This window comes from Legionella jamestowniensis, from assembly GCF_001467745.1.
GTDB classification, from domain to species: Bacteria; Pseudomonadota; Gammaproteobacteria; order Legionellales; family Legionellaceae; genus Tatlockia; species Tatlockia jamestowniensis.
The window spans coordinates 1,064,807-1,079,870 of the sequence record NZ_LNYG01000013.1; the positions used below are offsets into that span (position 1 = coordinate 1,064,807).

The following is a 15,064-nucleotide window of genomic DNA, read 5'->3' on the forward strand; positions in this document are numbered from 1 at the left end:
CCCGTTTTTACTGAAAAAAAGAATCTTTCTATCACAAACACTCCCCGAGTGGAAGTTAATATTTGCTTAAGCATGCCCAACTATAATACATCTACACTTTTTTAAGGCACTTATTGTTAATACATGACTAAAATTACTGCCTCTTTGTTTGCCCATATCGAAAATGATGCAAACCTTTCCGGTGTTTATAATCTGGAAGGACAAAAATTTATTAACACCATCAGTTATCTTCAGCAGTACTTAGATCAACTGCAAAGCAAAAGGGAAGTCCCACCAGCCTATGTAAACTTAATTTCTGACACAAATTATCTTAAAACCGTTGAAAGTAAGCGGGCTGAAATCATACAAAGTGGCTCTTTGGATGAGGACATCGTTAATCTAGCTGATACAATTACTAATGATATTCTTACCCTCGACATAGGCGAGAGACTCCTTCTGCCCGGTGGCTGGCTGAATTTTGACGGCGGCCACGGTATGGTGTATCAAATTACTCGTACCGAACATGGCTTTCGATTTACCGTCTTTAATGCGGGTGCGGGTATTGAGTACCACCATAAAAAGTCAAGTATTGAGAAGGAGCTCTATAATCCAACCAAAACCTGGGAGTTTCCTTTTCCTAAAACTCCGCATGAAAAAAAAGAGCTTAGTTTTTTTATAGGACGTCTCCTCAAGGCAAGGTTACCCACAGCAACGCGAAAAGCGTTTGATGAAAAGATACTCTATGAGGAAACGTTAGCAAGTATCAGTCATATTGGTGGTTACGAAGTTGTTCCTGAAAAAATCCCTGATTTTGGTTATACCAGTGGTCAGTTATCAGGAACATGCGCACAGCGATGTATTCACCAAATGCTTAAACTGAATTCGTCCTCGGCTAAAGTCTATGAGCGTTTTATTTTTAAATTCAAACACTATGCGCTGCTAGATTATGTAAAAGCTTGTTTTGACACCAAAGAGGAACCTCTTACACCAGCGGTTATTAACCAAATTCGCTTCGCGATAGAGAATAATTTAAAAATACTAAACATCTCAAACCTGTTTGATGCCGAGAAAACACAGCATTATTTTACTGAGCTTTCCCAAATAAAAGAAAAAATCAATAATCATAAGTTCACAAAACCTGTAAAAAAGATCACCGAGTATGATCCTTTACCCCTTTTGATAGTGAGAGGAAACCAGGATACCGCTAAGCCTCCCTATTTATATACTCCCTCCTATTATGAAAAGCCTCCTCTGCCCGTTCATTTAGGTACTGGTAAAAACCTTCTTATTAATCTGGATAAAATAATTAATCAGATTGCCCATTTAGAGCCGGCAACTCAATATTACTACCTTGAACAAGTATTGACGTCACTGCCTACTAATGTTGAGACCAACCGATTTTATGCAGAGCTCAATAATCTCAGCCAATACCAGCGCTTTAGCAACCAGCTGGATTCGCTGCAAAAAATACTACTGCAATTGCAAGACAATTGGCTTAAGGGAAGCCGCATTCCAAGCTTGCAGGTTATGCAACTACAACTCCTCAATATGCAGGTTAAAGTACATGAAAAAATAAACCAAGAAGATAAATTGCCTTCGTTTAACCTTTTCGATGCCACGATGCTAAACACCATTTTAGGCAATAATTTACGTAATCCATTTTATGCGACTAACCAGCCTGTTCTTGATAAAAATTTTAAGGCATTGCAGAAGCAATATAGATCGGCTGCATTTAACAAACATCGTGTTTTTTATGATTATTTAAAAAAGTTGTTAGCAACTGAACCTGATCTTAATAATCAATTAAAAAAGCTTTATAACGAGAAATATAGTGCAAATGCTACCCAGCTTCATACAAAAATTAGAAAGCATGGTCTTGAAGCACTTTATTTAATATCTCAACATTTAAAAAGAGAAGAACTACTTTCCACATCGACCCTCCCCGGCGAAACAAATTTTAGTCCTATCATCAGTAAAATAGTAAACCATTTAGCCTACGAATCTAAATTAAGACGGGCCATTAATCCTTTTTTTGCGAAAGAATTGAGTTATCACCAACGCCTTGATTTTGTTATGGAGAAAGGAAAATTCTTTCTTTATACGCCTTTATATCCAACATTTCTAACCTGGCAAGAACTATCCACCAAGCTTTCTGAGCATAAATACCCGCTCTCCGACTCGCCCGCGAAGGATGCGTTAAGGGCAGATATTCCTAATAAAAGTGAATATAACGACAAAATAACTCCTCTTAGCGCAAATGAAATACAGCTTACACCAGGAAACCCTGCAAAAGACGCGAATAGACCCGTTACTCAAAGCGATATTCTGGCGCGTGATTATCTTCATCTACGAAGCAAGCCACGGTTTCAAATAGCGCTGACGCTAGATTATTTTATTCGTCATATCGATAAGCTCTCTCTTATAGAAAATCAACGTTATGTTGAAGCGAATATTTTCCAACCCGGTCTTTTACTGGATGCCTTGAAAGAAAAAGCATTTCTACCGCAATTCGATAAATTTTTGAAAACTGGCTATCGTTTTTTTAATAAGGAAGGTCAGTTTACCAGTGATTCCGTCTTATTTTTACGATTAGATTTTTTAGTCAGTCGCTATCTCTACCATATTGACCCACAAAAAGGGCTTGCACGATTAAAGGCACTCCAAGAAACACTTCTAAACCAACTTTCTGTGGAAAATACCCCCGATGTTACTTATGTTTTGCAGCAATATTTGTTTCAAACCATTATGACTCGTATTGATCTGGACAAAGATTCCGGGGAGCTTTTTGAGCAGGCATTTAAAGCCTATGCTTACATCCAGAGCCATGCTAATCCTTTTATTCTTGAGGATACTGCCCATCGGGTGGACGTGGATAGTAACATTGCAAAGTTTCAAATTTTGATAAGTCATCAATCCATCAATCAAGTTACACCAGTAGTAAAAAATTTTCTGCTCCCTGAATCGGAGCAAGAAAATTGGGAGATTGCTGCTGACTCATTTCCCATGTATCGCTTAACGCACAAACTGAATGGAAAAACGCTTCGTTTTAATATTCTTCAAGGCAAGCGCTTTGAAAACGGATTAGCGCACAGCGGTTTACCATTGGAGCTTCAAAAACATCCGCTTATTAAGCATTTGAATTTGCAGGATAAGCATGAATGCCTTGTTGATCCAGAAGGTACTTACTTGCGCCTGCCAGAGGATAAGGTTGAGCTCTTTTATAAAAATAATAATCTTATTGTGCAAAAACAATGGTCAGTTGGAGGAGCTTTTCGCGAGTATGAATTACAACCACTTTCACAACATCACCTTGCGCAACATGCTAATAAAAAGACGGCCCCTATTAATGTTTCTTTACCTCATGTACTGACTGACGGCACGATGGATTATTGGCATGAAACAAATGATTCCAACCATGGGTTGTTAGTTCATAATAACAAACCCGTTTATTCAATAAGTAAAGGTGTATTGACTGTTTTAGATGAGCAAGGGAAAGAAACCAATTATAAACTGGATACACTTCCTGCAAACTACCGTCCTCTACTCAATAATTTTGAAAGCAATAAATTTATTCTGACGTACAGCAGTTTAACGGATACGATTGTTAAACTTCCGCGCTATAATTTAACATTTGAACTTCATCCCTCAGACCCTCAACTCGTTTATACGGAAACTAAGGAACGCGTCATTGATTGTCCCTCTCCAATCCATCCTGCAGTGGCTGGACTGGTGCTCGAAAAAAATAGCCATACCCGCTATTTAGTCCCTGTTGGTCGTTTTTTTGCAACAGAAAAAGAGGCCAAACAGGGAGAGTTTTATCCGGTAATCCATGATATCTATGGTACTATTGCTGAGTCAGCACTTCAGCAAGAATGGAACAAAAAGCCTCCGATACAAAAACCGCTGTGGCATTATCAGAATAGTGAAAGAACCCTTAGTTTTCGTTTGCAAAATGGGGAACCTGTCGCTGATACGGTGGCTGATGCACTTTATTTAGCTTATATCTACCTTGCTACGAATCAAGTTGAAAAAGCCTGGGCCGTACTACAAGATTGCAATACGCGACTAGGCGGGCTTACTGGCGATCCTGCCGAATTACAATTTATTAGTTGGATTTTTGAAGATTTACCTCATCGTTTATCCGACAATCATCGAGAAGCAGCACGACAAACGCCACCTTATGTGGCATGCCAATTGAAAGCAATGAGTCTTGCCTGTGATTTCCTCTTACAAGATAGAAAATTTGACTTAAAAGAACCAACCATTGACGACACGGCCAATTCGCAATGTGCCCAACTCCAATACCAGCAAGTGAAGAGTTTCCTTGATAATCTTCCAGCTAAAATTTATGACTCATTCTCGCGTTTACAGCGTGTTCGTCGTCATCTTGAGCATGACTATGACCTCTCTACTTTAGAGCGTAAACGCTTGCTGGACTATTATCAACAATCACAACCTAAAAAAGCATCTCCTAAAGGTGCTTTAGGTTATGAATGGATGCTTTTAAATCTTGAAACGCTTAAACAGGAGCGTGATACGCTACTATCACGGCAGCAATCAAATCCTTTATCACTTGATGATAATAAGCGCTTGGCATTTATTGAAAAACACCTAAAAAAAATAAAGCCACCGTTGGCTAAATCATCTCACCTTCAGCTAGTGGCAATTGATTTAACTTTAAATAGGGATAGCCGTATCAATGAAGCCCGTCTTCCGCAAAAAACAAAACGTATTTTTGACAGTTGGCAAAATATGCTTTCCTTTAAAGACGAGACGGATGTTCTAAAGTTAAGTAGTGCTTTCGATGCATTAAATTCAGCGATCAGTGAACATGATTTTATCTGCCATTTTCCCGTTTATTTAAAAATAGCGGCTACCAATCAAGATCCAACACTATTTAAGCGTTTATTAGACTTTTGTACTGCAACGCTGATTGCCAATCGTCACATACTATTGGAAAAGCAGGAGTCATCTATCCCCCTGTTATGCAATATTTTGTATCGCACCTGTAATAATCGCTCTAATTTAGTATTAGATTTGGATAATTTTAAGTTGGCTGATTTAATAAGGGGAGTAAGCTCCTTTTCTTGTCCTCCACTTAAAGTTTATGAGCCTAAAGATATTTACCAGCACGTTTTAGCGAAACCCGAAGATATCTTGAAGAGGGAACGCCCTCAAACCATACCTCTAACTCCACCTATGCTGGAAACAACTACTTTATTTGACCTCTTAAATTCATTGGCAAAACAAACTATCGGCAATAATAGGGGGTTAAACGAATTAAGCAATCAGCTTGATAGCGTCATCACACAATATCGCGAACTTCAAGCAGAAACTGCTCAGCATTTACAGGAAACTGCAACAGAAGACGCCGCAGGAAAATTACTCCTGCAATCTGAGCAACAGCAAAAGGAATTAGCTCAACAATTTACTGATAATCCTCTGCTGGCAAAACTGGTTTTAGACAGGGTGGACTCTATCGTAGTATCTATTGATAAGGTGCGAGAAAAAGCCTGGAAAAAAGCATTATTCCTAGCCAACCTTGGTCCTGATACACCACAACAGCGTATAGCATGGGAAATTTCCAAACAGGCAAAGGAAAAACCCACTCTTAATAAAAAAGAACTTTTATCAATCTATTGCCGAGCTGATCTTAACTACACGGTGGAGCTAACTGGATTAAACTCTACTAAGGCAAAAGAGCTGTATGAATTAATTCATAATGCGCTTGTTAAAGGGATACAAAGCCAACTTTTTAAACAAGTAAAAAGTAAACTTAGCAGTGCAACTAAAACGGGTAATATCGATGCGGCTTTAGAAGCGTTAGACACCTTGGCAAGGGAAGAAATTCCTGCCCTTGCTTCCCCGGCAACCGTCATTATACAACATGAGCAAGACATTTTGCTTCGTAAGCGTCAAGTCACGGCACTGCAATCGCTGCTTGAACCAGCGCCTGATGGTCGTGGGTTTAAAAATGTTATTGAGAAAATAATTCCTGGTGGGGGGAAATCAAAGGTTATTATACCCGTCGTAGCAGAAATGAAGGCTCAAGGTGATAACTTAGTCATCATTGAAGTACCGCCTGCGCTATTGGCCACCAATTACATCGATGCCAATCGTACCTCGCAGCGTCTGTTTGGTAAACGTGCCCATCGTTTTGAATTTGACCGTAATAGTACTGTTTCTCCTAAACGTCTTGAACAAATATACCGTCAATTTGTAGAAGTCATGACCACCAAAAGTTACTTGATAACGACGGGAGATTCGCTTCGCTCCCTTGAAGCGAAATATATTGAACTCTTATCTGTAAAAGAAAGAGACAAAACCTGGCATAAGCAAGTTTATTGGCTCGATAAAATCGTTAACCTTCTGCATCACAATGCAGATAATTTAATTGATGAAGTGCATAAGGGATTGTGGTTAAAGTCAATCCTCAATTACACCCTGGGGGAATCGCATCCTCTTGAGTCAACTCTCATTAGAAATGCCGTTGCTTTATATGGCTTCATTGATGATAAATTGATTAAAACAGCGCACACGCTACCGCAAAATTATGATTGGGCTCCCTTTCAAACAGATCTTGCGACCAAACTGGTTAATGATCCCACCAGTCCTTTGACGTCATTCATCAATAAAGCCGTTCGGGTTTATGGTACGGATGTTAAAAAAGAGCTTATAAACTATCTAAGCAATAAGGCCACTGAGTTAAGTCCCGTGATACTGGAGGCTACTGCAGAAGAGAAAGCCACACTTGCCTTCTTTAAGCAAGAAATTACGGTACTGCTACCTGCAACGTTGCAAGGTAGCAATACAGTTAGCAAACACAATGTCACCTATGGTCGTTCACGGCTAGAAAACTTAAGCCCTCTCCAATACACGCTTGCTATCCCTTATATTGGCAATCGCCTTGCCAATGAACGTAGTCGTTTTGGAAATGAACTGGAAGCAGTAAATTATACCATGCAAATGATGCTTACCAAGGGCATTGGTAAAAAGCTTTTCAAAGAGCTTATTGCCACCTGGCTTGCTGCTGCCCGTCAAGAATTATTCCAAAATCCCGGTCTTAAACATTTGGATGCCACACCGACTGGCAAAGGCTTTGCTCTTTTGGAAAAAGACACTGGCCTTAAATTAAGCCAGGTTCAACTGAATAATCCGCAACAGATAGCTGCATTACTTGCGCGGCATAAGCACAATCGCTCCCTCATTGCCACACTTTTACAAGAGCGGGTTTTAAGACAAATCAATCAAGATGGGACCATTCTTTCTATCGATGCCTATAATCATGTGGATATTTGCCGCAGCACGCAAGGTGTATCGGGAACACCCTCAAATTATACGACCTACCACCAACGCTTACATTACAACCCCAAGTCTTCTTTTGGTAGTGATGCTTACACCGTTGAGTTGTTGCGTAGTAAAGACAGTAAAATTTCCTATTTTGATTACGAGAATACTGCCCAATTTATAGAAAAGACACTGACCAACTCAGAAGCACACGAGCGCATTCGTGCCATTATTGATATTAATGCAACATTTACGGGTGTCACCAATCTTAATGTTGCTACAGAAATAGTGAGTTTTATTAACAAGCATCCAGATCACTTTAGTCTACCAATCAAACATGTGCTTTATTTTAATGAAGAACAGGTGCTCTGTGCGCTTGACGTTACCAAACCTGAAAAGCCTATTGTTCTTGGTACCAGTGAAGAAAAAGAAATCTCTCTCTTACTGGGCTCAAAACCTGAAGAGCGATTCACGTTTTATGATCAAGTGCATACGTTGGGAACTGATATCAGACAATACTTAGAAGCTCATGCCCTAGTGCTTGCTGATGAAAAAATCCCCTTCCAAGCCTGGAAACAAGGCAATGACAGAATGAGAGGACTCAGTCAAAGTCAAACTCTTGAATTTATTTTACCCAAACGTCTTCAAGATCTTACCTACGATGAATGGATTCAACGGATGCAGGATAATGATAAAAGCGTATTGGCCCTGGATAATTTATCTGCCGCTAAGGGGCAAATGCGAAATCTTTTACGCCGTAGGTGCCTGTCACTTATCCAAGACTTACCTTCAGAAGAAGCTGGACGCAAAGCGGAGTTGACCGAGCATTTTGCACCGTTTTTCATTGATACACCCTCACGTGATTTTTTTGCACTTTACGGGGCTATCAGTAAGAAAGAAAAAGTGACTGTCATTTTTGAGAATTTTAAACAACAGCTTCTTGAAACCTGGAAAACTTGTCATGCAAAAGCCAAGATAGAATTATCTGCGACTGAGCTTGAGCAAATCGAACAACGTCTGCAAGAAATTATTAAATCTGCTATCCCGAATGGCTTGGCAGAATATGAAGATACTGCCAACTCGCTTTCTAAAGAAGTTCAAATCCAAAAGCAAGTACAAAAACAAGTACAGACACAGCATACTCTTGATGGCTGTTTTAATCCGCATCTTAAATCGAAGGAGACTTATGATTGGTACAATTTACGTTTTAATTTTACGTACTACTTAAATCAACTAACGCTTCCTTTGAATACGTTTTGTGCCAATAGCGCCACGCCTGAGTTATTTTCACAGAATTTGAGAGCTAGCAAAAATTACGTCGAAACTTACCAGGGGCAGCAAAAATATGCCGATGCATTTTTAAAACCCGTGTTTTTAGTGTGGTATCACCTTAAAAACGAAAAACTTCAGGCGACTATTGTTACGTCTCAAGACGCCGAAAATTTGCAAGACATCGTTAAAGATTCCCCAGGCAGCTGGATAGCAACCACGGAAGATACCGTGGTTGCAGGAGAAGCGCCCGAGGCTATTTGTGCTAATTCCGACTATCAGCGATTACGCGAGCAAGTACGCTTTTTTAACGGAGAATGCTCCTCCCTTTTAAATCAAGGCACACCCTTGCTCTGGCTTAATGAGCAACCGGCAAATAAAATTGCATTCTTTGAACGATATTTGCTTCCTTATAGACCTGGTAATGAGGCTGAGCTAGAACAATTAAAAACCGTATTGCTGAAGGGAAATATTGAAGGATTTGCCTACATCGCAAACCATCCGTTTGAAGATTTAACCCAGCAAGACTGGAAAACACTATTTCCCGACACGATTCCTGTACAAATTGCAGAATATCAAAAAATGGCTGAGGCATTTGCTTATGTGAACAGCAACATCTGGGTTCAAACACTAACCATGGTGGAGTTGCAGGAAAAATTTAATTTGCCTCTAAATAGTCTCAGCTTTCTTGATAATCATCTGCAACCTCTTTTAAGGCTTAAACAACGTCTCGAGCAGCCGTTGCTTCTTTTCTTAAAAAATCTATCCAAGGAAGAAAAACATTACCTTGAACTATGTCTTGAGATGTCTCTTAGCAAGTTCTACGACCTTCAAGGCCTTAACAATCCTGAAGAAGCCCAGCCTGAGGAAATGGCCCTAGCCACCATTGAAGCGCTTTTCAAACTTAAGAACTACCCAGCTTTCAAAATCACTCAGGAAATGAGCATTGATATCGTGCTTATTACCTTTGCACAACAAACCACTTCTAAGAAAATATTAAATACTCTTTTAGAAAATCGCCCTTCACAGGCCTTGATTAAGACTATTCTGCAGAATTCTTGTTGTGATGATACGATAGTGAAATCCTTGTTGGACTCTCATAGAACATTTTCAGAGGAAACGCTTAACTTACTTGCCGAAAAATGTCATTCTGAAGAATTTGCCACTAAACTTTATCAAAAAGAAGGACTTCCTGAAAAAGCACTACGAATTTTACTTAAAAATGGGAAGCTAAATACCGCGCAGTTATTTTCCGTTTTGGATGAGACTTCAAATTTTAAAATAATTTCTTTAGTCTATTCCCATCCAGCTGCTGGTGATTCTATTCAGCAAGCAGCCTTGAAACACCCAGACCTTTCTCCTCGTTTAGTGTGCAATTTGTTAACCAAGAAACCGTTTCCTTCCGACACTGTGATTTTACAATTTTTAACAGATTCTACCCTTATTACCAATGCTACATTAGAAATTCTGATTAAAGAGATAAAAAATCCTGAAGTTATAGTAAAAATTATGACTCACCGAGCAGCAACGCCCGCACTGAACAACCTTGTTCTTGAACAGCATGAACTTTCACTTGCAATTGCAAAAATTATTCTTAAAGGTAAAACTGATAAAAAAATATTGGAAAATCTCTTTTTCAAGATATTAGATCGATACCAGAACTCTCAAGTAATTTCCGAAAAAGAAGAATGGGAGAATTGCCTTGCAGACATTCTTGGAAAAACCCCCGATCTTCATCCTATAAGAGCCATTGAAGCCCTTAAACAAACAAAAATAAGCGCAAGACTTGGGTTTTCTTTCTTATACTGTTTTGGTCGAAATTTAATAGCGATTTTACCCTTTCAAGAAATGGCCGCAACGGACAATGTGGAATCATTAAAACTGCTTTTTGCGCAAAGAAACACAGGAGAACTTTCGGAAGAGAAATTACTAATGCTTGCCAAACGCTGTGAAACTATACAATTAAGCGAGCTGCTCCTCAAACGCTCAGACATCACTGACAGTGTATTGCAGGAGTTGTTAACTAGCGCTCCGCTCACAGCCTCTTTACTGGCATTAATCATTGAAAAGGCATCCTCTCCTGATATGCTGGAACGAGTTTATGCGCACTCTGCTGCCTCTACTAAAAATAAAGAAAGTATTTTCGCAAGCCCTCTCCTTAATACGGAGCTCTTTAAATCATTCCTGGAGCAAAACAGGGTGGGAAATGGTGAGGTGACCCTGGCTTTAAAAAATCCCGCCTGCCATATTACCCCAGATCTATTGAAAAGAATGGCTGAAATGGCATTTTCTTCTGATGTGTTGGCCGGTATTGTGGCGTATGCCAAAGGAAATCAAGAGGTAATGAGCGCTGTAATCGACAATGAAAACTTTTCTTTTAATACCGCCCAATGGATTCTGTATAGACTAGATGATGTTGCAACACCTCAAGAATTGATTAAAAAATTAACTCTAAAAGCGTTTAAACACCTACAAAGCGAGCAAGAGCAACAAAAATGGGAGCCAGTCCTTCTTAGATTACTTATAAGATCAAGCTATATGCCTGGTCTAACAGATGAGATAGTAAAAATTATCAATGAACAAACCGAAATCAAAAGCTCAACAATAGGCGTCACTATTCTTCGTCGCTTTGGGAGTAGAGTAACGGTTAAATTACCGCTTGACGCTATGGTAAATAGCATTTCCGATACCGATGAAATTACCACATTGATTACTCCTGGAACAATAAAGGAATTCACTGAGGAGCAATTATTAATACTTGTTCCAAAATGCACGACCCAAACTCTACGTGAGTTACTTTTCAAGAGAAAAGAGCTCACTGAAAAAACCCTTCAGGCTATTATTGCTCACCATATTGGTAATATGCCATTCTCCCAGATAATACTTATTCTCAAGCTAGCTAAAACTCCAGAGACACTGCGACCAATTCTTAATAAATACCGCGGGCATGACGATATCCGCAAACTATTACTACAGCATGAAGCGCTCTCTGCTGACTTAATGCTGTCAATCCTAAAAGCTATACCTCGAAATGAGCTGGAATTGGCTTTAAGCCATCCGACGGCAGTTACCGCTGATGTTTTACAAGCAATGACCCAATGTAATGTGTCCTCTGCGTTGTTGCTAAAAATATGCATGCATCGAAATGCTGACTCTGCGGTTAAAACCATGGTTCTTAAACAGCCTAATTTATCACCAGAAATTGCCCAATACATCATTGATAGCTGTGGCATCGACATCGAACAACACCATGGCTTATTAAAAATACTGCTGACCAACATGTTTGAACGGTACAAACGTGAAAACAAAGTTGCCTGGGAACAGTGTCTCATTAAACTGGTAGAAAAATATGAACGTGGAACCGATGCTGCTGGCGACATGATTACCATCATCAAACAACAACAAAATTTAACGCCGACACTCGGCTTAAAAATTCTACAGCAGTTTGGCAAAGATGTGGCATCGGCTTTACCTATTCGGCAAATGATTCAAATTGCCGATGCAAAGGAGATTGATTTACTGGTTGATTCTGAAAAAACTGGCCCGCTTTCTGAAGAGAATTTATTGCTATTGGTTGATAAATGCAAAAAGCCAGAACATTTTGCGCACATACTCAAAAAAAATAACCTCACTGAGCATGTACTGTATGCCATACTCAATAAAATACCTGATTACGACAATTTGCATCTTACGCTTTCTCACCCGCGTTTATCTGAAAGAAGCCGAAGGCAATGGCTTGAAACACTAAATAGGCAGTATGATGAACTAGCATCAGTTCAAGACCCTGAGAAAAAATTACTGCTTTCATTAGAGAAGCTAAAAATTAAAAGCTGCCAACATGCTGTGAAAGCACTCAAGGATAGCAATTATGAATCCGCAGCTAAAACAGCAGTGACTCTTTATCATGCATTAAACCAGGAAATGGAAAATTATTTCAGCTCCCCAACACCTTCCACTGCACAAGACTTTCAATTGAATTGTATAAAAGCTATCAATGATGCAAAAGGCGTTTTAGAGGTACATCGCGGCTACAAACAAATCTTGGTAGATATTGTCAATGCAATTTTGGCAGCGGTTACTTTGAACTTGAAATCTGTATTTTCTAACAATTGGCGATTCTTCCAGGCTAAAACAGCCAGTGTCGAGATTGTTGATGAAATAAGCAAAACATTAATACCGCAGAATGCATAAAAAGAGCACCATGGCTCCTTTTATGCCAAAACGTTTACTTGGAACTTAACTTACTCAGTAAGTCACCTAATTCCATTGGCATTGGAAAGATAATCGTTGTGGGATTATTCGTGGCCAGGGCTGCCAATGTTTGTAAATACCGTAATTGCAGTGATTGCGGCTGCTGTGCTAACACTTGAGCCGCTTGTAATAATTTTTCTGACGCTTGTAATTCACCTTCTGCATGGATAACCTTAGCCCGCCTGTCTCGCTCCGCTTCAGCTTGTTTTGCAATTGCACGAATCATGCTTTCATCCAAATCCACGTGTTTAATTTCCACGTTTGAAACTTTGATTCCCCAATTATCCGTTTGTGCATCCAGAATTTTTTGAATATCGCTATTTAATTGTTCTCTTTCAGCCAGCATTTCATCCAATTCATGCTGTCCAAGTACTGAGCGCAATGTTGTTTGTGCTAATTGGCTGGTGGCTTCAAAATAATTTTCAACCTGGATAATAGCATGTTGTGGTTCTACCACACGAAAATACAATACGGCATTGACCCGCACAGAAACGTTATCCCTTGAAATCACATCCTGGCTAGGTACATCCATCACGATGGTACGTAAATCCACACGCACCATCTGTTGGATAACGGGAATAATGATAATCAATCCTGGGCCCTTAACTCGCCAAAAGCGCCCAAGCAAAAATACTACGCCTCGCTCATATTCCCTAAGGACTCGTAAGGTAGACATTAATAAAATGGCAATAATAATTATGAAAAAGCCCATGAATGAGAACATTTTTTTCTCCTTTGCCTGCTAGCTTCTTAATTCCCTTAGTTAAATAGTAGTTTATTTTTCAGCTTTCTATTTCTTCTACTTCAAGTTGCAAACCATGAGTTGCCACCACTTTGATGGGTTTATTAGCGGCAATAGGTTGTTGGGCATAGACAGCCCATATCTCGCCGCGAATGACAGCTTGACCGTGTGGGTCAATATTGCTTAAAGCTCGGCCTTCCGCCCCTAATAAGATATTAACGCCGTGTTGTGGCTTGCGTCTTCTTGATTTTATGGCCATTGTTGCGAGGCTTAATAGCACAATCAAATTAACGGCCGCCATTGCCCAAATTGCCGACCAGGCAATTTGATAGCTATCTTGCTCAGTATCAATTAATAGAATTGAACCTATGACAAATGCCGCAGTTCCGCCTAAACCTAAAGCACCAAAACTTGGCGCAAAGGCTTCAGCGATAATAAAAAGAATACCTAAAACAATCAGGCTAAATCCTGCATAGTTAATGGGTAGCAATTGTAGGGCATACAAGGCTACCAAAATTGCAACGGCACCGACGACACCAGGCACTACAAAACCGGGATTGACCAGTTCGAAGAAAATTCCGTAAATTCCAAGCAATAATAGCAAATAGGCCACTGTAGGATCAGTGATTACTTGTAAAAAACGCAAACGCCAATCCGGTGTGAGCTTAGTCACCTCAGCATTTTTTGTAAGCAATTTAATTTTTCTTCCAGCTTGACTTACTTCCATACCATCTAATTGCTTGAATAAATCCGCTTTATTAGTCGCTATGAGGTTAATTACGCCACTTTGTAGTGCTTCATTTGCGGTCAACGTGGCCGCATTGAGAATGGCCTTTTCGGCAAATGCTGAATCACGCCCACGAAGCTGTGCTATGGCACGTAGATAAGCTATCGCATCGTTGGTAACTTTTTTATCCATGGCAGTAGATTGTTCTTTTTTATCTTCTTTGCCAGTAAAACCATCACCGCTTAAAGTGACCGGACTTGCTGCCCCTAAATGGGTTCCTGGTGCCATTGCAGCTACCGTACTTGCATAAACGATAAAGGTACCCGCACTCGCAGCACGTGCCCCATTAGGCGCAACATAGGTAACCACCGGAACTTTCGAAGTCAGAATGTCTTGGACAATAAGACGCATCGATTTATCCAAGCCGCCTGGCGTATCAATAATTATCAAAATGAATGACGCGTCTTGGCCTTTTGTAATACCGCGATTTACAAAATCAGCCGTCGCCGGCCCAATGGCTCCCTTAATCTCCATCTCAACAATTTTATTGGCCATTATAGGGAGAGAGATCATCCATAATCCAATAAACAAAACAAAATAACGACAACAGATTGCGAGTTGACATTGAAAATGCAAATAGAGGTTTACGATAATTTTTTTCATAAGAACCACACACCATAAGGTGTGAAAACCTTCCATAGCGATCCTTAATTATCATCTATGGGATAAGAATAGCATTTTTTTTGAAATATCAATAAAAAGACCTTTACAGGTATACTTATACGTTTAAGGTTTATAATCTTCGATAA

General features: G+C 39.7%; 3 protein-coding genes. 1 reads left to right on the forward strand and 2 read right to left on the reverse strand.

What is annotated here, in order from left to right; all coding sequences use genetic code 11:
* The first annotated feature begins 123 nt into the window (after window positions 1-123).
* A complete protein-coding gene (locus Ljam_RS09025) occupies window positions 124-12,726 on the forward strand; it encodes a DUF3638 domain-containing protein (RefSeq protein WP_058449714.1) in 12,603 nt (4,200 codons plus the stop codon).
* 34 nt (window positions 12,727-12,760) lie between these two features.
* On the opposite strand, the gene Ljam_RS09030 is transcribed toward Ljam_RS09025, so the two are convergent.
* Window positions 12,761-13,510 carry a slipin family protein gene (locus Ljam_RS09030; protein ID WP_058449715.1) on the reverse strand — a complete coding sequence of 250 codons (750 nt, stop codon included), beginning with the start codon at window positions 13,508-13,510 and terminating at the stop codon, window positions 12,761-12,763.
* A gap of 58 nt (window positions 13,511-13,568) precedes the next feature.
* Window positions 13,569-14,828 carry an NfeD family protein gene (locus tag Ljam_RS09035; protein ID WP_058450774.1) on the reverse strand — a complete coding sequence of 420 codons (1,260 nt, stop codon included), beginning with the start codon at window positions 14,826-14,828 and terminating at the stop codon, window positions 13,569-13,571.
* Between the last annotated feature and the right edge of the window lie 236 nt (window positions 14,829-15,064).

What these genes read in the sequence shown, in the direction of transcription:
- Ljam_RS09030 (WP_058449715.1), bottom strand. Translation starts at nt 13,510, where the DNA reads ATGTTCTCATTCATGGGCTTTTTCATAATTATTATTGCCATTTTATTA.
- Ljam_RS09035 (WP_058450774.1), bottom strand. Translation starts at nt 14,828, where the DNA reads ATGATCTCTCTCCCTATAATGGCCAATAAAATTGTTGAGATGGAGATT.
- Ljam_RS09025 (WP_058449714.1), top strand. Translation starts at nt 124, where the DNA reads ATGACTAAAATTACTGCCTCTTTGTTTGCCCATATCGAAAATGATGCA.